17 protein-coding genes are annotated in these 17,353 nt (G+C 70.7%); 9 read left to right on the forward strand and 8 right to left on the reverse strand.

The annotated features are described in order from the left end of the window. Positions 1-208 precede the first annotated feature (208 nt). From IE252_RS16945 to IE252_RS16955, 3 genes are all read left to right on the forward strand, one after another. Positions 209-979: a polysaccharide deacetylase family protein gene (locus IE252_RS16945; RefSeq protein ID WP_190090252.1), complete on the forward strand. Its 771-nt coding sequence runs from the start codon at positions 209-211 to the stop codon at positions 977-979. A 106-nt stretch (positions 980-1,085) separates the two neighbouring features. Beyond that, the gene (locus IE252_RS16950) at positions 1,086-1,826 is read left to right on the forward strand and encodes a dienelactone hydrolase family protein (protein ID WP_190090253.1); all 741 of its coding nucleotides are present in this window, start codon (positions 1,086-1,088) and stop codon (positions 1,824-1,826) included. A 36-nt stretch (positions 1,827-1,862) separates the two neighbouring features. Continuing rightward, the gene (locus tag IE252_RS16955; protein ID WP_190090254.1) at positions 1,863-2,510 is read left to right on the forward strand and encodes a class I SAM-dependent methyltransferase; all 648 of its coding nucleotides are present in this window, start codon (positions 1,863-1,865) and stop codon (positions 2,508-2,510) included. A gap of 31 nt (positions 2,511-2,541) precedes the next feature. Here IE252_RS16955 and IE252_RS16960 read toward each other — a convergent pair whose 3' ends face one another. The 7 genes from IE252_RS16960 to IE252_RS16990 all read right to left on the reverse strand — a co-directional run bounded on the left by IE252_RS16960 (position 2,542) and on the right by IE252_RS16990 (position 10,340). Next, positions 2,542-3,084, reverse strand: a complete 543-nt coding sequence (locus IE252_RS16960; RefSeq protein WP_190090255.1) for a GNAT family N-acetyltransferase — start codon at positions 3,082-3,084, stop codon at positions 2,542-2,544. A 53-nt stretch (positions 3,085-3,137) separates the two neighbouring features. Next, positions 3,138-5,900 carry a bifunctional YncE family protein/alkaline phosphatase family protein gene (locus IE252_RS16965; RefSeq protein ID WP_190090256.1) on the reverse strand — a complete coding sequence of 921 codons (2,763 nt, stop codon included), beginning with the start codon at positions 5,898-5,900 and terminating at the stop codon, positions 3,138-3,140. Positions 5,901-5,904: 4 nt separating this feature from the next. Beyond that, positions 5,905-7,263, reverse strand: a complete 1,359-nt coding sequence (locus IE252_RS16970; protein WP_190090257.1) for an ABC transporter permease — start codon at positions 7,261-7,263, stop codon at positions 5,905-5,907. Beyond that, on the reverse strand, positions 7,260-8,219 hold the full coding sequence (locus IE252_RS16975) for an ABC transporter ATP-binding protein (protein ID WP_190090258.1): 960 nt from the start codon (positions 8,217-8,219) through the stop codon (positions 7,260-7,262). The genes IE252_RS16970 and IE252_RS16975 overlap by 4 nt, the downstream gene beginning before the upstream one ends. 116 nt (positions 8,220-8,335) lie before the next feature. Beyond that, positions 8,336-8,941, reverse strand: a complete 606-nt coding sequence (locus tag IE252_RS16980; RefSeq protein ID WP_190090259.1) for a TetR/AcrR family transcriptional regulator — start codon at positions 8,939-8,941, stop codon at positions 8,336-8,338. A 128-nt stretch (positions 8,942-9,069) separates the two neighbouring features. Further along, complete coding sequence (locus IE252_RS16985) at positions 9,070-9,918, reverse strand: NmrA family NAD(P)-binding protein (protein WP_190090260.1); 849 nt, start codon at positions 9,916-9,918, stop codon at positions 9,070-9,072. Then, positions 9,915-10,340: a nuclear transport factor 2 family protein gene (locus tag IE252_RS16990; protein WP_190090261.1), complete on the reverse strand. Its 426-nt coding sequence runs from the start codon at positions 10,338-10,340 to the stop codon at positions 9,915-9,917. The genes IE252_RS16985 and IE252_RS16990 overlap by 4 nt, the downstream gene beginning before the upstream one ends. A gap of 465 nt (positions 10,341-10,805) precedes the next feature. On the opposite strand from IE252_RS16990, the gene IE252_RS16995 reads away from it, so the two are divergent. The 6 genes from IE252_RS16995 (at position 10,806) to IE252_RS17020 (ending at position 16,741) form a co-directional block, all read left to right on the forward strand. Beyond that, positions 10,806-11,567 (forward strand): DeoR/GlpR family DNA-binding transcription regulator, encoded by a 762-nt coding sequence (locus tag IE252_RS16995; protein WP_190090262.1) that lies wholly within the window; start codon positions 10,806-10,808, stop codon positions 11,565-11,567. Positions 11,568-11,651: 84 nt separating this feature from the next. Next, entirely contained in the window at positions 11,652-13,004 is a 1,353-nt protein-coding gene (locus IE252_RS17000; protein ID WP_190090263.1) for an ABC transporter substrate-binding protein, read from the forward strand. Continuing rightward, on the forward strand, positions 13,004-13,960 hold the full coding sequence (locus tag IE252_RS17005) for a carbohydrate ABC transporter permease (protein WP_190090264.1): 957 nt from the start codon (positions 13,004-13,006) through the stop codon (positions 13,958-13,960). Before IE252_RS17000 ends, IE252_RS17005 begins: the two co-directional genes overlap by 1 nt. Further along, a complete protein-coding gene (locus IE252_RS17010) occupies positions 13,957-14,793 on the forward strand; it encodes a carbohydrate ABC transporter permease (RefSeq protein ID WP_190090265.1) in 837 nt (278 codons plus the stop codon). Before IE252_RS17005 ends, IE252_RS17010 begins: the two co-directional genes overlap by 4 nt. Next, entirely contained in the window at positions 14,790-15,779 is a 990-nt protein-coding gene (locus IE252_RS17015; protein WP_190090266.1) for a zinc-dependent alcohol dehydrogenase family protein, read from the forward strand. Before IE252_RS17010 ends, IE252_RS17015 begins: the two co-directional genes overlap by 4 nt. Further along, the gene (locus tag IE252_RS17020) at positions 15,776-16,741 is read left to right on the forward strand and encodes a carbohydrate kinase family protein (protein WP_190090267.1); all 966 of its coding nucleotides are present in this window, start codon (positions 15,776-15,778) and stop codon (positions 16,739-16,741) included. Before IE252_RS17015 ends, IE252_RS17020 begins: the two co-directional genes overlap by 4 nt. Before the next feature lie 13 nt (positions 16,742-16,754). On the opposite strand, the gene IE252_RS17025 is transcribed toward IE252_RS17020, so the two are convergent. Continuing rightward, positions 16,755-17,294 (reverse strand): DM13 domain-containing protein, encoded by a 540-nt coding sequence (locus IE252_RS17025; RefSeq protein WP_190090268.1) that lies wholly within the window; start codon positions 17,292-17,294, stop codon positions 16,755-16,757. Between the last annotated feature and the right edge of the window lie 59 nt (positions 17,295-17,353).

Genomic DNA, 17,353 nt, shown 5'->3' on the forward strand with positions numbered 1-17,353 from the left:
TCAGGGACGCGGGAACACGCAAGACGGCGTGTTCGGGCAGGTCGCTGTGCCCTGATGGTCCGTCGTTCGGGGAGAAGTGTCCGCGAACTCTCCCGGAATTGTCCGTGATCCGTAACAGAGGCATCCCCCGGCCGCCGTCACTCGTCCTGCCAGGTGGTCGCTAGGGTGACCGGGAATTCGGCGAGGGACTGCGCGAAAAGGGGCGGACATGGCACGGCATGGCGGGCGGGGTTGGTACGGCAAGGTGGCCGGGGCGGCGCTCGGGGTGACGGTGCTCGCCACCGGTGCCTCGGTGTGGACCGCGCAGGCCGGTACCGAGGGCGACTCGACGCCCAAGGCGACCGCGCCGGCCAAGCCGGGCAGTGACGTCAAGCCGGTCGATACGAGCATCGAGCACGCCTCGGACGCGGGAGCGCGCGGCATCAACATCACCATCGACGACGGCCCCGACCCCCGGTGGACCCCTCAAGTACTGGACCTGCTGCGGGAGTACGGAGTGAAGGCCACGTTCTGCATGGTGGGGACGCAGGCGCAGGCCCACCCGGACCTCGTGAAGAAGGTGGTCGCGGACGGGCACCGGTTGTGCGACCACACGGTGTCGCACAACACCGCCATGGACAAGAAGCCCCAGTCCTACCAGTCGCAGCAGATACTCGACGCCGAACGCATGATCACCGAGGCGTCCGGGGGCGTACGGCCGATGTACTACCGGGCGCCCGGCGGGGCGTTCACCCCCTACAGCCGCCAGCTCGCCGCTTCCCGTGGCATGCGCCCGCTGGGCTGGAACGTGGACAGCAAGGACTTCGAGCGCCCGGGGACGAACGCCATCGTCGCCACCGTCGAGCGCGAGCTGCACAACGGACCGACACTCCTCTTCCACGACGCGGGCGGTGACCGTACGCAGACCGTCCAGGCCCTGCGGCGGATCCTGCCCCGACTCAAGGAGCAGGGCTACTCGTTCGGCTTCCCGGTGCACTGAGTCCAGCCCCCCTCCACAGCGCCCGCCCACGGGCCCGTACCCGCGCTGTTCAGCCGACGGTGAAGACCGGCCCGCCCGGGCTCGACGATCACTACGGTCGAGTCCCATGACGACGGTTACCACGCGCACGGTCACCTACCCCGCCGACGGCCTCACGATGATCGGGCACCTCGCGCTCCCCGCCGGTGTCGACCGGCGGCCCGCAGTCCTGATCGGGCCCGAGGGGACGGGCCTGAACGACTTCCAGCGCCGCCGGGCCGACGCCCTCGCCGAACTGGGCTATGTGGCGCTGGCCTTCGACATCAACGGCGGGCGCTGGTTCACCGACCCCGAGGAGATGCTGGCGCACGCGCTTCCGCTGCTCGCCGACCCCGACCGGATGCGGGACATCGGCCACGCGGCACTCGATGTGCTGCGCGCCGAACCGAGGAGCGACCTCGACCGGATCGCCGCCATCGGATACGGCACCGGGGGCGCGATCGTGCTGGAACTAGGGCGCGACGGCGTCGACCTGCAAGCGATCGGCACGGTCAACGCACTGACCACGGGCCGACCGGGCGAGGCGGCGCGCATCCGTTGCCCCGTGTGGGCGGGGGTCGGATCGGAGGACCCGATCATGCCCGCCGAGCAACGGGACGCCTTCGCCGCCGAGATGCAGGCCGCGGGCGTCGACTGGCGCCTCGTGGTCTACGGCGGGGCCCTGCACGCCTTCCACCACCCGCCGGTCGACCAGGCCGTCCGCTCCGGCGTCGGCCACCACCCGGAGCACGCGAAGCGAGCCTGGCGCGACATCGTCGGCCTGTTGGCCGAGTGCATGCCGGTGACGGCTTCCGGCGAGTCACCGTGATGAGCGGACTCGGGATCAGGAACTAGTGTCGTGGGCATGGTCGAACACGATGCCCTCAGTGCCACCCGCGACGCCTACGACGACGTCGCCCTCGCCTATGCGGAGCAGTTCCGCGACACGCTGCGTGACCGTCCCCTGGACCGTGCGATCTTGGGTGTCTTCGCCGAGGCCGTACGTGCGAGTGGGGAGGGCCGGGTCGCGGACCTGGGGTGTGGGCCTGGCCATATCACCGCTCATCTGGACGGGTTGGGCCTGGCGGCGTTCGGCGTTGATGCCTCTCCCGCGATGATCGAGTTGGCTCGCCAGGCCTATCCGGGACTGTCGTACGACGTGGGTTCGATGGCCGCGTTGGACCTCGCCGACGGTGTGCTGGACGGCGTCCTCTCGCGCTGGTCCATCATCCACACTCCGCCGCAGGAACTGCCCGCCATCCTGGCGGAGTTCCACCGCGTACTGGCCCCTGGCGGCCACTTTCTGATCGGATTCTCGGCGAGCGAAGGCCCGTCTCACCCGACGCAGGTCTACGACCACACGGTCGCGCCGGCCTATCGGTGGTCGCCCGATCACCTCGCCGCGATGCTGCGCACGGCCGGGTTGGCCGAGGTGGCCCGGCTGGTTCGCCAGCCCGAGCCCACCGACCGACGGCAGTTCCAGGAGGTCCAACTGCTCGCCCGCAAAGCCTAGACAGCGGCCGGCCCGGGCAGACCCCAGCCCTTCAGCCCCGCACGTCCGGCTTCCAGTCCTGGACGAGGAGCCCGAGCAGCACCTCGTCCAGGAACTCGCCCATCACCCACGCCGAGGAGCGCAGCACGCCCTCGCGGACGAAGCCGTTGCGCTCGGCCGAGCGGAGCATCGCGGTGTTGTCCGACAGCGTCTCGATCTGCAGCCGCTGCAGGCCGCGCACGACGAAGCCGTAGTGGCAGAGCACGGCGACCACGTCGGTGCCGTAGCCCTTGCCTCGGGAGGACGGCAGCAGTCCGAGGCCGATGTGCGCGAGCCGGTTGTGGTTGTCGATGCCCCACAGCGTCGCGGTGCCGACCAGCGTGCCGCCGTCCAGCTCCACCACGGAGAAGGGGACGTGCCCCTGCTCCTTGTCGTCCACCACGAGCCGTGGATCCTTCGAGTTGGGCCCGACCGGCCGCCACGGCCCGGCCTCGGCGCGCGAGGAGTTGACCACGTCGTCGTAGAGCTCGGTCCGCAGGATCGGGATGTCTTCCTCGTGCCGGGCCCTGAGCCCGACCTTGCTGCCTGTAAGCATGCAGGCTTCTTACCCGACCGGATTCGCCGACAGCAAACCAATAATGCCAGCTGTCAGCCGTCCGACTCCGGTGACGGGATGTAGGCGCCCGGCACGTCCTTCGGCGCGAAGATCTCGTGCTCGCCCGGGTAGGGCGTGGTCCACTCGTGTGTCTGGTACCACGTGAAGTGGTTCATCTGCGCGGGGTTCGCGAAGTCGGGCTTGGCGTCGGGGCCGGTCAGCCGTTGCTTCGCCTTCCAGGCGTCCCACTCCGCCGCGAGCTTCTGCTTGTCGGCCGGGACCTTCGCCGACGGGACGGCCGCCGCCCGGGGATTGGGCGGCGCCGGGGCGTCCTCGCCGCAGGTGGGTGGGACCGGCAGACCCGCCGTCAGCGAGGTGCGGTTGGGCAGTGCGCTGAACGGTGTGAGGTCCGGCGTGGCGGTGAACGCCGCTGCCATCGGGCTGGCCGCGCTGTCCTTCTGGTTCATCGGAGGGACCCCGAGGATCTGCTCGATGGTGCGGATCATGGTGATCTGCGAGTAGTAGTGGCTGTCGACGCTGCCGTGTCGGGCCCATGGGCTGATGATCTGGATCGGGGCGCGGTGGCCGTCGACGTGGTCGAGGCCGGCCTGGGAGTCGTCCTCGACGAGGAAGATCGCGGAGTCCTTCCAGTACGGGCTGTGCGAGATCGTGTCGACGAGCCGACCGGTGGCGAGGTCGTTGTCGGCGACCTGGGCGGCCGCGTTCGGCGGTCCGCCGGTGTGGTCGCTGGACAGCCAGAACATGTTCAGGTTCGCCGGCCCGTTCTTCTCGAAGTCACGCTTCCAGATCTCGTACCGGTAGATGTCCGGCACGCTGGTGTCGAACTTCGGGAAGCCGTGCACCGACACGGAGTTGAGCGAGGGGATCGGCGAGGAGGAGACCAGGGGGTAGGCGGTGTCCTGTCCGGTCGAGCGCATGTTCTTGGTGTCGCAGTACAGGTTCTGCCAGCTCGCGTCCGACGGCTTGGTCAGGAACTCCTGGAACTCGCCGAAGTCCCGTACGGACTGTCCGGCCGCCTGGGCGCCGGTCCACAGGAAACCGGTTCGCTGGTGGCCGAGGGCGTCGTTCTCGGTGTCGTAGCTGCGGGCGTACTCACCGGCCATGGACTCGGTGTACTCCGGGTTGTCGGCCTGCATCAGCCAGTTGTGCCCCTCGGCCGAGTTCGTACCGATGTCGTACGTGTTGTCGTAGAGTCCGAACTGCTTGGCCAGTGCATGCTGGTTGGGGGTCACGTTCTCGCCGAACTCGGCCAGCGCCGGGGCGCCGTTGCCCTGCGGCAGGTCCCCGTAGACCTGGTCGTAGGTCCGGTTCTCCTTGACGATCAGGAAGACGTGCTTGATCGTCGACGGGTCGCCGAGCCGTACGGGAACGGGCACCGGCTGCGCGTTGCCCTGGCCGCGCGTGACCGAGCCGGGCGTCCAGCCGTTCTGCTCGAAGACCTTGGCCGTCTGGGCCTTGATGATGCTGTCCTTGGGCAGGAGGAACCGCTGCAGGCTCGATGTCGTGTCATGGGTGCCGTGTCCGGCGCTGTTCGTGGGGCGGCGGGCGTCGATGCCACGGGTGTTGGAGACCAGCACCTCGTTGCCGACGGTGGTGATCTCCGCGGGGAAGTAGTCCGTGGGGAGCAGGCCGACGTAGCCGACCGGCTCCTGCGGGGTGGTGTAGCGGTAGACGGCGACGGCGTTGGCCCGGCCGAGCGTCACCAGCAGGCGGCCGTCGCGGGAGAAGGTCACCGCGTTGGGCTCGTAGCCCACGGAGGCCTCCGGCCACGGCTTGGTGGAGATCGTCTGGACGACGCTGTCCTTCGTCGGGTCGATGACCGAGACGTCGTTGGTCGCGGTGTTGGTGACGAACACCGCGCCCTTCTTGGCGTACACGGCGGTCGGGTGGAGACCGACGTCGATGCTGGCGACGGCGGCACTCGGGTTCGCCACGTCGATGACGCTGACCGTGCCGGTGGTGGTCGCCGCGGTCACCGGGTCCGCGGGCACCTGGGTGTTGTAGGAGTTGACCGTGGTGTCGCCGGGCCGCGCCGGGCGGCCGCCCTCGTTGCTGACGTACAGCTTGGAGCCGACCAGGGCCAGGCCGCGCGGGGCGTTGCCCACGGCCCAGCTCTGCTGGACTGTCCCGGTCGCCGCGTTGATGGCGACCACCCGGTTCTGGCCGTTGACCGCCGCGTACACGGTAGAGCTGTCGGGCGAGAACGCCGCCGCGCCCACGAGCGCGTGCTTGGCTCCGTCCGCCGGGATCTTGACGGCCACGGGGGTGGCGAGGCTGCCGTCGGCGTTGACGGTGAACTTGGTGTAGCCGTCGGTCTGGCCCAGCCACAGCTGCTTGCCGTCGGGCGAGTACGTCGGGCCTTCCTGGCCCACGTCGTTGCCGCTGATGCGCAGGTCGGCCGAGGCGGAGCTGCCGATGCGCTGCTGGAGCTTCCCCCTTCGCAGGTTCACGATGTCCAGCGCCAGCCCCCCGTCGGCGAGCGAGGCCGCGTAGTGGGTGCCGTCCGGGCTGACCGTGGACGACATGATCTTTCCGTTGTTGATGACGAAGCGGGCACCGAACGGGGCGATGAACTGGTCGCTGGAGATGACCTGGCCCTGCTGGGTGACCTGGCCCACCTGGGCCGTGCCGAACTGGTCGGTCTGGGCGAAGGCGGTGCCGGCGAGAGCGAGGGCGACGGCGGCGACGCCTGCCGTTGCCAGGGAGGTTCGCCGACCGGGGCGTCTGCCGAGATGCCTGACGACAGAGCCGAAGCGCCTCTCCTCGGCACTCCGGCGGCGGCGTGTGACCTGCATGGAGTCATCCCTTCGGGGTGGCGGCGAGCAGTTCGACGTTGCCGTCGAACTGCCAGAGCGGGTTGGGCGCGTCCCCGGTCGGGGCCCGTAGAAGGAAGTAGCCGTTGACTTCCTTGGGTCCGTCGCCGTCGGCCACGAACCGCCCGTCCGCGGCGACGTCGAGCTGGTATACGGCCGTCCCGGTGGCCTGGACGTCGGGGAGGTGCCAGGAGACGACGCAGCGCCAGTCGTTGCCCGGCCCGTGGGCGCCGACCGCGACGCTGCCCTTGGTGCACGCCGCCGTGGCCCTGAGCTGCGCCTCAGTGACGGCGGGGCGGTGGAGCTCCTCGGCCTGGAGGCGGTAGAGGTGTGCGAAGGCCGTGGCGAGTGAGCGCTGCACCTTTGCCTGCTCGATCCCGGAGCCCGTGGCCGGGGTCGCGGTGGCGACGACCGCCACCGTCACGGCGAGGAGCCCGGCGAGCGGCAGGACTCCGGCGGTGACCGCACGGCACCCCGAGCCGTCGTCGTTGAGGTTGGTGAAGTCGCGCCGCAGGAAGAGCAGATAGGCCAGCGCGGTCGCGGTGACGGCCCACACCAGGGCGACCGCGATGCCGATCAGCAGCGGGCCGAGCTGCGTCGGGTCGGTGAACAGCCCGTTCCAGGCGAGGAAGGCGTAGCCGGGCAGGGCGAGGCGTACGGCGACGGGCAGCGGCAGCATCTGGGCGAGTTGCATCGCCAGCGCGACGAGCACGGGCAGCAGCAGCCCCATCGGGGACCGCCCCAGCGCGACCGACCCGAGGAGCCCGATCGCGGCGAGTGCCAGGGTCGGGGCGAGCACGCAGACCCAGGCGAGCAGGACCTTTCCGGCCGCGTCCGACGGGGCCAGCGTATGGCCGTCGAGGCCGACGAGCGGCTGGTTCCCGACCGCCACGATCCCGCCGACCGTGCTCGATGCGACCAGGCCGACCACGAGCAGCAGGATCGCGGTGAGGCTGGCCAGTGCCTTCGCCGTGAAGATCCGCCGGGGCGACCGTACCGCCACGAGCAGATGGCGCCAGGTGCCGAGGCGGTCCTCGGAGGCGAACACATCACCGGCGACCACCGAGGTGAGCAGGGGGAGCGCCCAGGCGCCCGAGAAGCCGAGCGTCACCAGCGGCCCGGCCCATCCGGTGGCGTGCATCCAGCGGCCGAAGAGCGTGTCGACGGGGAGCGAACTCTGCTGGCTCACCGCGGCGACGAAGAGCGCCGGAACGATCCAGCAGGCGAGGACCAGCAGGCGTACCCGCCAGGAGGAGAAGAGTTTGACCAGTTCGAAGCGGTAGGCACGGGCCACCGAGACGGTGCGGGCGGCGGAGGCGCGGTGGTCGGCGACGGTCAGGGTCATCGGCCGTCCTCCCGCACCTCGGTGAGGGCGAGGAACGCGGCCTCCAGCGGTGACACCACGGGGGCGAGCTCGCGCACCGCGATGCCCGCGAGCACCAGCCGCCTCACGAGTTCGTCGACGGCGGGCACCCGGGCGCGCACCACGAGCACCGCGCCGTCCTGCCCCGCCTCGACTCCGTGTGCCGCATCGGCGGTGTCGCCGGTACGGATCCCGTCTGTATCGGCAGCCAGCCGGAGGGCGGCTCGCGGGTCGGAGGTGCGCAGCCGGTAGTCGAGTTCGCGGTTCTCGGCGGCCAGCTTGCCCAACGGGCCGGAGAAGACGACCCGTCCGGTGGAGAGGATGGTGACCTCGGAGCACAGCGCTTCGAGGTCGTCCATGCGGTGGCTGGAGAGCACGATGCTGGTTCCGCCCGCCGCCAGCCGGCTGAGGACACCGTGGACGTGTCTCTTGCCTGCCGGGTCGAGTCCGTTGGCGGGCTCGTCGAGGACGAGCAGCCGGGGCTCGGTGAGCAGGGCGGCGGCCAGCCCGAGCCGCTGACGCATACCGAGGGAGAAACCGCGGGTCCGGTCGTCGGCGACGTCGGTGAGTCCGACCTGGTCGAGTACGTCGTCGATGCCCGCCGCCCGTACGTCACGGCCGTGCAGCGCGGCCAGTGCGGCGAGGTTGCGCCGGGCGGAGAGCGAGGGGTAGAGGCCGGGGCCGTCCACGAATCCGGCGACACCGTCGGGGGCGGAGAGTGCCCGCCCGACCGGCGTACCGAGGATGTCGAGGCGGCCGCTGTCGGCGACGGCCAGACCCAACAGGAGCCCTAACAGTGTGGTCTTGCCCGCCCCGTTCGGTCCGACCAGACCGTGGATCTGGCCCCGTGCCACGTCCAGGTCGACGCCGTCGAGCGCCACGACGTCGCCGAAACACTTGGTGATCCCACGAGCCCGGATCGCGAGCGGTGTGTCCATGACACCTCTCTTTCGAGACGTCAAGGACCATAGAGGCGCCACACGACGCGGGCAGGCACGGCGAGTTGAACACCGAGGGAACAGAAGGCGACCGTCAGCTGTCGTGAGAGGTTTGCTCATGCCTCCTTGCGCGTGCCGGACGGTTCGGAGCCGTTGCCGAGCACGGTGTCGACGTAGGCCGCGAGCGAGGAGCGCAGGGCTTCGGGTGTCATCTTCTGACCGTCGATCAGGTGCGCCACGAGGTCGGCGCGGATCGCGGCCAGCAAGGCGTGAGCGGTGAACTCGGCAGCGGGGACGCCGGGCACTTGGTCCAGGGTGTCGCGAAGGATGCCGTGCCACCAGCCGTAGTGCTCGGCCCGGTAGGGGCTGCCCAGTCCGGCGTCCTCCGCCGCCGACATCAGGTTCCGGTTCTCGATCTTGAAGCGGAGCGAGGCGTCGAGGAGGTCGAGCACCCGCTGCCGAGGCGAGGAGGCGGCCGCGTCCTGCGCTTCCCGTACGGCTCGCTGCACGGGTTCGAGGCGGGAGGCGATGACGGCGCCGATCAGTCCGGCGCGGTCGCCGAAGCGGCGGAAGAGGGTGCCCTTGCCCACGCCCGCCGCCGCGGCGATGTCGTCCATCGACACGCTGTGGGGGCTGTCGCTGGCGGCGAAGAGGGCATGCGCGGCGGCCAGCACGGCTTCTCGGTTGCGCAGTGCGTCGGCGCGTTCGGTGCGCTGGGCCACGGGTCCTCCTCGGTCTTCGGCCGGTCCCGGCCCTCGGGAATGATATTCGGTGGGGTCGCGCGAGCGGTGGTCCGTGCCGGGTGGACGCGCTTCGCAGCCCTCTTCCTCTCTCTTCTCCTCGCCGAAGCTCATGAGTGCTCTCGGTTCACCTCCCGCTCGGCGAAGGCGCGGAAGGTGCCCGGGCCGCGGCCGGTGAGGCGCTGAACGGCGTCCGAGGTACGGTCCTCGGCGCCCTCGGCGATGGCGCGGTCCATGGCGGCCAGCATGGTGGCGAACTCCAGCGGTATCTCGGCCGCCCACCGGTCCCGCAGCTGCTCGAAGGTCAGCCGCCGGTGCACCACTGTCCGGCCGGCGGTCTCGGTGATGATCGCGGCGACGTCGTCGTAACTCAGCGTCTGCGGCCCGGTGAGGATCAAGTCGGTGTTGGGGGCCCGCCGGTCGGTCAGGGCGCGTACGGCGACGGCGGCGATGTCCTCCGCGTCGATGAACCCGACGCGGCCGTCTCCCGAGGCCGACATGATCGCGCCCTCGTCGCGGATGCTGCGCGCATGCGGCATGGATCCGGTGAAGTTCTGCATGAACCAGGAGGGCCGCAGCACCGCCCACTGCTCGAACAGCCCGGGCAGTGCCGCGTGGACCTGCCCCACCGCCGGGCCGCCGGCGGGGATCGCCGACGAGCTGAGCAGCACCGCACGGCGCACGCCCGCGTCGTGGGCCCGGCGGAGGAACGGCAGCATGACCGCGGCCGGGTCCGAGGAGCCGATCGGCGGGACGAGGTGGACACGGTCGACGCCGTCCAGCGCCCCGCCCCAGGTCGCGGGCTCGTTCCAGTCGAAGCGGACGGCCTCGGCGCCCTCCACCGGGGTGGCGCCTCGGCTGGCGGCCCTGACGCGGTGGCCTTCCGCGGTCAGACGGGTGGTGACACGGCGGCCGGTGGTGCCGGTGGCTCCGATTACCAGGGTGGCGGGGGAGTTCATCGGTCGGCTCCCACGAAGTCGACGCCGGGCTGTTGGACGGCGAGCGGGTTCCAGTAGTCGCGGTAGGAGGTGATGCGCCCGTCGTGGACGGTGACCACGGCGATGTACGTCATGTCGAAGGGACTGTCGGTCGCCACCAGGAGGCCGACCCCGCGCATCTCCACCACGATCGTCTCGGGGACCGTGGTCTGGTGGATCGTCACCTCGGGGAATCCGTGCAGGTCGATGTGGTCGGGGTAGTCGCGCATGTAGTCCGCGACGGCCTGCCGGCCCTCCAGCCGCCGGGGCCAGCCCGGGGGCGCGAAGGGAAACTCCATGACTCCTTCCTCGTCCCACAGGTCGATCCAGCCGGGGATGTCCTTCTCCAACAGCAGGCGCAGACCGTGGTGGTACAGCTCCGCAGGCGCCATGGGCACTGACATGGTCAAGGCTTCCGTTCTGCTCGAAGACACGGCGATCCCACTCGTCATGCGAAGCGCGATGTCCAGTCATGACGGTGTTTCGATACGGGGCGCCAGAACAAAAGCGGACTGGCGGTCCGTGTGGAATGAGAGTACGGACCGCCGGTCCGCTTAGCAAGGCGAGGTGTGGTGGAGGGGTGCGGGTCTGTCTGCGTGTGGCTGACGGGCGGCGCGCGGAAGCGGTTCATCGAGCCATGCCCTCCGGCCCGATTCGGCTCCCCCTTTGGGTGCGGCCGGGCGCCCGTGCCGTACGGATGTGCCGCCCGGTGCTGACCAGGGGGGCATCGGGCCGTACCGAAACGGGCAGAGACGGGCAAGCTCCGGCGAGGAACGGGCAGGTGTGCGGGCGTGCGGCGGCGGTATAAAACTTGGCGGGCCCATTCGGGCGTCGATTGCCCGAACGGGCAGCGAAGGGCGGGAGGTCGTATGCGTTCGGAAGAGCGGCACCAAAAGCTCCTGACCCTGGCGCGCCAGGAGGGCCGGGTCGAAGTCGCGGGCGTGGCGGCGGTGTTCGGGGTCGCCCCCGAGACGATCCGGCGGGATCTGAGCGAGCTGGAGCGCCGCGGTCTGGTGCGTCGCACGCACGGCGGGGCCTACCCGGTGGAGAGCGCGGGCTTCGAGACCAACCTCGCCCAGCGGGTGACCCTGCACGTGGAGGACAAGCGCCGTATCGCGGCCGAGGCCGTCAAGCTGCTGGGGGGAGCGGAGACCGTCTTCGTGGACGAGGGGTACACGCCCCAGATCCTCGCTTCCCTGCTGCCGACCGACCGTCCGCTGACGGTGGTGACCGCCTCGCTGCCGACGGCCGCGGCGATCGCCGACTCCGTCAACACCACCGTCCTGCTCATCGGCGGGCGGGTGCGCGCCCGGACCCTGGCCTCCGTCGGGTCGTGGGCCTCGGCGATGCTCTCCGGCTTCGTCATCGACCTGGCCTATCTGGGGTCCAACGGGATCTCCAGGGAGTTCGGCCTCACCACCCCCGATCCCGCCGTCGCCGAGGTCAAGGCGAAGGCGCTGGCCGTGTCCCGAAGGCGCGTGTTCATGGGGCACCACGGAAAGTTCGGCGCGAGCAGCTTCTGCCGCTTCGCCGAGGTCTCCGACTTCGAGACGATCATCACCGACACCGGTCTGTCCACCGCCGAGGCCCACCGCTACGCGCTGCTCGGCCCCCAGGTCGTCCGGGTCTGACCCGCCGGCCCACCCGCTCGCAGGCATGGCCGCACATCGAGGGTTGTGTCATGAGCACGTCCATTCAGAGAGAGATGATGCAGCATGGTGACAACCAGGCGCGGCGCGGCCCTGACGGCCGTGGGCGTGTGCGGCGCGCTGCTCGCCGCGTGCTCCGGTGCCGGTGGCGGGGGCGGCGACTCCGGCTCGCACTCCGTCAACGTCCTCATGGTCAACAACCCGCAGATGGTCGACCTGCAGAAGCTCACCGCCGAGCACTTCACCAAGTCCACCGGGATCAAGGTCAACTTCACCGTCCTGCCCGAGAACGACGTACGCGACAAGATCAGCCAGGACTTCGCCAGCCAGGCCGGGCAGTACGACGTGGCCACCATCAGCAACTACGAGGCGCCGATCTACGCCAAGAACGGCTGGCTCTCCCCGCTCACCGACCGGGCGAAGGGCGACGCCGCCTTCGACCAGAACGACGTCCTGCCCGCCATCCGGGAGTCCCTGACCGCTCAGGGGCAGATGTACGCGCAGCCCTTCTACGGCGAATCGTCCTTCCTCATGTACCGCAAGGACGTCTTCGCCGCGAAGAACCTCACCATGCCCGAGCACCCCACCTGGACCCAGGTCGCCGCCCTCGCCGCCCGGGCCGACGGGGCGCGGTCCGGCATGAAGGGCATCTGTCTGCGCGGCCAGCCCGGCTGGGGCGAGGTGATGGCACCGGTCACCACCGTCGTGAACACCATGGGCGGCACCTGGTTCGAGAAGGACTGGACCCCCAAGGTGAACAGCCCCGAGTTCACCAAGGCCGTCGCCTTCTACGTGGACCTGGTCCGCGCACACGGCGAGGCGGGCGCGCCCCAGGCGGGCTTCACCGAGTGCCTCAACGACATGACCCAGGGCAAGGTGGCCATGTGGTACGACGCCACCTCCGCCGCCGGAGCCCTGGAAGCCACCGGCTCACCGGTCGCCGGCAAGATCGGATACGTGCCCGCGCCGGTCGAGAAGACCAAGAGCTCCGGCTGGCTCTACACCTGGGCCTGGGGCCTGCAGAAGGCGAGCAAACACCAGGACGACGCCTGGAAGTTCATCTCCTGGGCCTCCGGCAAGGACTACGAGAAGCTGGTCGGCGAACAGCTCGGCTGGTCGAAGGTCCCGGCGGGCAAGCGCGCCTCGACGTACGCCAACCCGAACTACGTGGCCGCCGCCAAGGCGTTCGCCACCGCCACCAAGGACGCGCTGACCGCCGCGGACCCGCTCGCCCCCGGCGTCCAGCCCCGCCCGGCACCCGGCATCCAGTTCGTCGGCATCCCCGAGTTCACCGATCTCGGCACCCGTGTCTCCCAGCAGATCAGCGCCGCCATCGCCGGGAAGACGAGCGTCGCCGCCGCCCTCGACAACGGCCAGGACCGCGCCCAGAAGGTCGCCGACAAGCACAAGGGACAGTGATGACCGCCCCACCCCTCGCCCGGCCCGCCCGCCGCGTGCGGCTGCCCGCCCTGGGCACCGCACCGCGGCCGCGCGGCTCCTGGGCCCGCCGCGCACCCCTGCTGCCCGCCCTGGTCTTCCTCGTCGTGGTCACCCAACTCCCCTTCCTGGGCACCCTGGTGATCTCCTTCATGCGGTGGAACGCGCTCGAGCCGGACCGGCGTGCGTTCGGCGGCCTCGACAACTACAAGGCCGCCTTCACCGACCCCGACCTGCGCTCCTCCATCGTCACCACGGTCGTCCTGACCGCCGCCGTCGTGCTGGTCAGCCTGTTCCTCGGGCTCGGCCTCGCCCTGCTCCTGGACCGGAAGTTCCTCGGCCGGGGCATCGTGCGCACCATGCTGATCGCCCCGTTCCTCGTCGTCCCGGTCGCCTCCGCGCTGCTGTGGAAGCACGCCCTCTACAACGCCTCGTACGGCTTCCTCAACGGCTCGCTGAACTGGCTGTGGCAGCTCTTCGGCAGCGACAGCGCCCCCCAGCCCGACTGGATGACGTCGAACCCCCTCATCGCCGTCGAGGTGTCGCTGATCTGGCAGTGGACCCCGTTCATGATGCTCATCCTGCTCGCCGGGCTGCAGAGCCGCCCGCCGGACATCGTCGAGGCGGCCCGCGTCGACGGAGCGAGCAGGGGGCAGATCTTCCGCCACCTCACCTTCCCCCACCTGCGCCGCTACCTGGAACTCGCCGCCCTGCTCGGCAGCATCTACGTGGTGCAGAACTTCGACGCCGTCTTCACCCTCACCTCCGGCGGCCTCGGCACCGCCAACCTCCCCTACACCGTGTACGCGACGTTCTTCCAGGCGCACGACTACGGCCAGGCATCGGCGGAGGGCGTCATCGTCGTCGCCTGCACCATGGTCGTGGCCACCTTCGCGCTGCGCACGGTGTCCTCCCTGTTCCGAGAGGAGACCCGGTGACCTCGATCCGGGGAACCGTCCGGCGCGGCGCCTGGGGCATCGCCGCCTGGGCCTGCGGTCTGTTCTTCTTCCTGCCGTTCGGCTGGATGGTGCTGACCTCCCTGCACAGCGAACCCGACGCCGCGACCAACCCGCCGAGCGTGGGCGCCCCCCTCACCCTCCAGGGATACCGGGAGTTCTTCGGCGCGGGCACCGGCACCAGCCCCTGGCCGCCGCTGGTCAACTCCCTCACCGCGAGCCTGGTGTCGACCGCGCTCGTGCTCGCCCTGGCGATCCCCGCCGCCTACGCCCTCTCGATCAAACCGGTCCGCAAGTGGACCGACGTCCTGTTCTTCTTCCTGTCCACGAAGATGCTGCCCGCCGTCGCGGGACTGCTGCCCGTCTACCTCATCGCCAAGAACGCCGGGCTGCTCGACAACATCTGGCTCCTGGTCGTCCTCTACACCTCGATGAACCTGCCGATCGCCGTGTGGATGATGCGGTCCTTCCTCGCCGAGGTGCCCGTCGAGATCCTGGAGGCCGCCTCCATCGACGGGGCGGGACTGCCGACCGTCCTGATCCGCATCGTCGGCCCGGTGGCGGCACCCGGCATCGCCGCCACCGCCCTGATCTCCTTCATCTTCAGCTGGAACGAGCTGCTGTTCGCCCGGGTCCTCACCGGCGTCGTCGCCGGCACCGCCCCGGTCTTCCTCACCGGCTTCGTCACCAGCCAGGGCCTGTTCCTGGCCAAGGTGTGCGCCGCCGCCGTCTGCGTCTCGCTGCCGGTGCTCGTTGCCGGGTTCGCCGCCCAGGACAAACTGGTCCAGGGCCTGTCCCTTGGAGCAGTCAAGTGAAAGCCGCCGTCATCAGCGCCCCCGGAGCCGTGTCGATCCAGACCGTCGACGACCCGGCGCCCGGCCCCCGGGAGGTGGTGATACAGGTCGCCGCGTGCGGACTGTGCGGCACCGACCTGCACATCCTCCAGGGCGAGTTCGCCCCCTCGCTGCCCGTGGTGCCCGGCCACGAGTTCGCCGGAACGGTCGTCGCCGTCGGCACCCGGGTGCACGAACTGGCCGTCGGCGACCGGGTCGCCGCCGACCCCTCTCTCTACTGCAACGAGTGCCACTACTGCCGCCTGGGCCGCAACAACCTGTGCGAGCGCTACGCCGCGATCGGCGTCACCACCTCCGGCGCGGCCGCCGAGTTCGCCGTCGCACCCGCCGCGAACTGCGTCCGGCTCCCCGACCACATCCGCACCGAGGACGCGGCCCTGATCGAACCGCTCTCCTGCGCGGTACGCGGCTACGATGTGCTGCGCACCCCGATGGCCTCCCACGTCCTGATCTACGGGTCCGGCACGATGGGCCTGATGATGCTGGAGCTCGCCAAGCGCACCGGCGCCGCCACCGTCGACGTCCTCGACATCAACCCCCAACGCCTCGACACCGCACGGAAACTGGGGTGCACGCACGCCGCGGCGACAGCCGACGAGATCGAGCGGCCGCGCGGCTGGGACGTCGTCATCGACGCCACCGGCAGCGAACGGGCCATCCAGGACGCCATCGGCAGGGTGGCCAGGGGCGGCACCTACCTCCAGTTCGGCGTCGCCGACTACGCGGCCCGCGCCACCATCGAGCCGTACCGCATCTACAACCAGGAGATCACCATCACCGGTTCCATGGCCGTGCTGCACAGCTTCGAGCGGGCCGCCGACCTCTTCGCGGCAGGGGTCCTCGACCCGGACGTCTTCATCAGCCACCGGTTCCCGCTGCTGGACTACGCCGCCGCGCTCCAACAGTTCCAGGCCGGACAAGGCCGCAAGATCCTCATCACGCCGTGACCGCGGTCGCGCCGGACAGCGCCCGTGCGCCGGTCCTCGTCATCGGCGAGGCACTCGTCGACATCCTGGTGCGGGCCGACGGCACCCGCAGCGCCCGGCCCGGCGGCAGCCCCGCCAACGCGGCGGTCGGCCTCGCCCGCCTGGGCCATCGCGTACGACTCGCCACGAGGGTGGGCGACGACCTCGCAGGCCGGGACATCCTGGCCCATCTGCGGCACAGCGGAGTCGAGTTGACGGAGGGCTCCGTCGTCCCCGGGCCGACCTCCACGGCCACGGCCCACTTGGACGCGGGCGGCGCGGCGACGTACGACTTCGACATCGTCTGGGAGGCCCCGGAGGTGCCCGTCGGGCCGTTCCATGTGCACACGGGGTCGCTGGCCACCGCCCTCGCCCCCGGCGCCGACCGCGTTCTGAAGTCGGTGGAGGCGGCCCGGCGGGCCGGCACCGTGTCGTACGACCCCAACATCCGGCCCATGCTGCTGGGGACACCGGCCGAGGAGCGCCCACGGGTCGAACGGTTCGTCGCCCTCAGCGATGTCGTGAAGGCCAGCCACGAGGACCTCGCCTGGCTGTATCCGGGGCAGGACGTCGACGGCATCGCCCGTGCCTGGCTGGAATCGGGCCCCTCGCTCGTGGTCGTCACGCTCGGCCCGGACGGCGCCCTGGCGCGGTGGCGGGACGGCGGCTGCGAGCTGCCCGCGGCGGCCGTACGCGTCACGGACACGGTGGGGGCGGGGGACGCCTTCACCTCCGGGCTGCTCAGCGGGCTCCTCGACGGCGGCCTCCTGGGCGCGGCGCCGCACGCCGGGACCCCGCGCGTGCGCCTCGGCGGCCGGGCGGCGGCCGACGTCCTGGCCTCGGCGCTGGTCGGGGCGACCGGCGCCGCCGCGCTGACCTGTCTGCGCGAGGGCGCCGATCCACCGACCCGGGCCGCGTTGGAGCGGTGGAGGCGGGGCTGCTGAGTGCCCGCACGACTCATGCCGCGCGCTTCAGCTCCGCCGCGCCGAAGGAGACGTCGAAGCGGTCGCACCAGATGCTGACGCTGGTGTAGGTGGCCAGGTCGAGGTCGGCCGGCAGGGCGTAGTTCTGGTCGCCCTTGTTGCCCTTGAGCTTGCCGAGGCTGACGTGCTTGCCGTCGTCGAAGACCCGCCAGCCCGCCGTGCCCTTCTTCACCGGCGCATCGGTGACCAGGACCCGGAGGTCGGGGCCGTTGCTGGTGTCCAGGCCCTCCAGACGCAACGTCCTGGTGCCGTCCGGGAGTTGGAGGACGCGCACGGACCCCTTCGTGGTGTGCTCGTGGCTGATCAGCTCGCCGGTCGCGAGGACGGACGGTATCGGCCGCGCACCGGTGGTGGACGCGGCGGTCGGCAGCGCGTCGTGGACCGTCTCGTCCACCCACAGCTTCCACGGCTGGAACCCGTACAGGCCCACGGCCAGCAGCACTACCGCGAGCCCCGACAGGACGATACCCAGGGGCTTCCTCAGGAAAGCAACCAGTGCGGTGACCGTGCGCATGACTCCCTCTCTCTTGTCGTGCGAAGAGGTGAGCCCCCTTCTCCCGTCCAGCTAACCGG

Source organism: Streptomyces melanogenes, assembly GCF_014649795.1.
GTDB lineage: Bacteria > Actinomycetota > Actinomycetes > Streptomycetales > Streptomycetaceae > Streptomyces > Streptomyces noboritoensis.

Excerpts from the sequence above, each read along its gene's own strand:
- IE252_RS16945 (WP_190090252.1), top strand. The coding sequence starts at position 209 with ATGGCACGGCATGGCGGGCGGGGTTGGTACGGCAAGGTGGCCGGGGCG.
- IE252_RS16950 (WP_190090253.1), top strand. The coding sequence starts at position 1,086 with ATGACGACGGTTACCACGCGCACGGTCACCTACCCCGCCGACGGCCTC.
- IE252_RS16955 (WP_190090254.1), top strand. The coding sequence starts at position 1,863 with ATGGTCGAACACGATGCCCTCAGTGCCACCCGCGACGCCTACGACGAC.
- IE252_RS16960 (WP_190090255.1), bottom strand. The coding sequence starts at position 3,084 with ATGCTTACAGGCAGCAAGGTCGGGCTCAGGGCCCGGCACGAGGAAGAC.
- IE252_RS16965 (WP_190090256.1), bottom strand. The coding sequence starts at position 5,900 with ATGCAGGTCACACGCCGCCGCCGGAGTGCCGAGGAGAGGCGCTTCGGC.
- IE252_RS16970 (WP_190090257.1), bottom strand. The coding sequence starts at position 7,263 with ATGACCCTGACCGTCGCCGACCACCGCGCCTCCGCCGCCCGCACCGTC.
- IE252_RS16975 (WP_190090258.1), bottom strand. The coding sequence starts at position 8,219 with ATGGACACACCGCTCGCGATCCGGGCTCGTGGGATCACCAAGTGTTTC.
- IE252_RS16985 (WP_190090260.1), bottom strand. The coding sequence starts at position 9,918 with ATGAACTCCCCCGCCACCCTGGTAATCGGAGCCACCGGCACCACCGGC.
- IE252_RS16990 (WP_190090261.1), bottom strand. The coding sequence starts at position 10,340 with ATGTCAGTGCCCATGGCGCCTGCGGAGCTGTACCACCACGGTCTGCGC.
- IE252_RS16995 (WP_190090262.1), top strand. The coding sequence starts at position 10,806 with ATGCGTTCGGAAGAGCGGCACCAAAAGCTCCTGACCCTGGCGCGCCAG.
- IE252_RS17000 (WP_190090263.1), top strand. The coding sequence starts at position 11,652 with ATGGTGACAACCAGGCGCGGCGCGGCCCTGACGGCCGTGGGCGTGTGC.
- IE252_RS17005 (WP_190090264.1), top strand. The coding sequence starts at position 13,004 with ATGACCGCCCCACCCCTCGCCCGGCCCGCCCGCCGCGTGCGGCTGCCC.
- IE252_RS17025 (WP_190090268.1), bottom strand. The coding sequence starts at position 17,294 with ATGCGCACGGTCACCGCACTGGTTGCTTTCCTGAGGAAGCCCCTGGGT.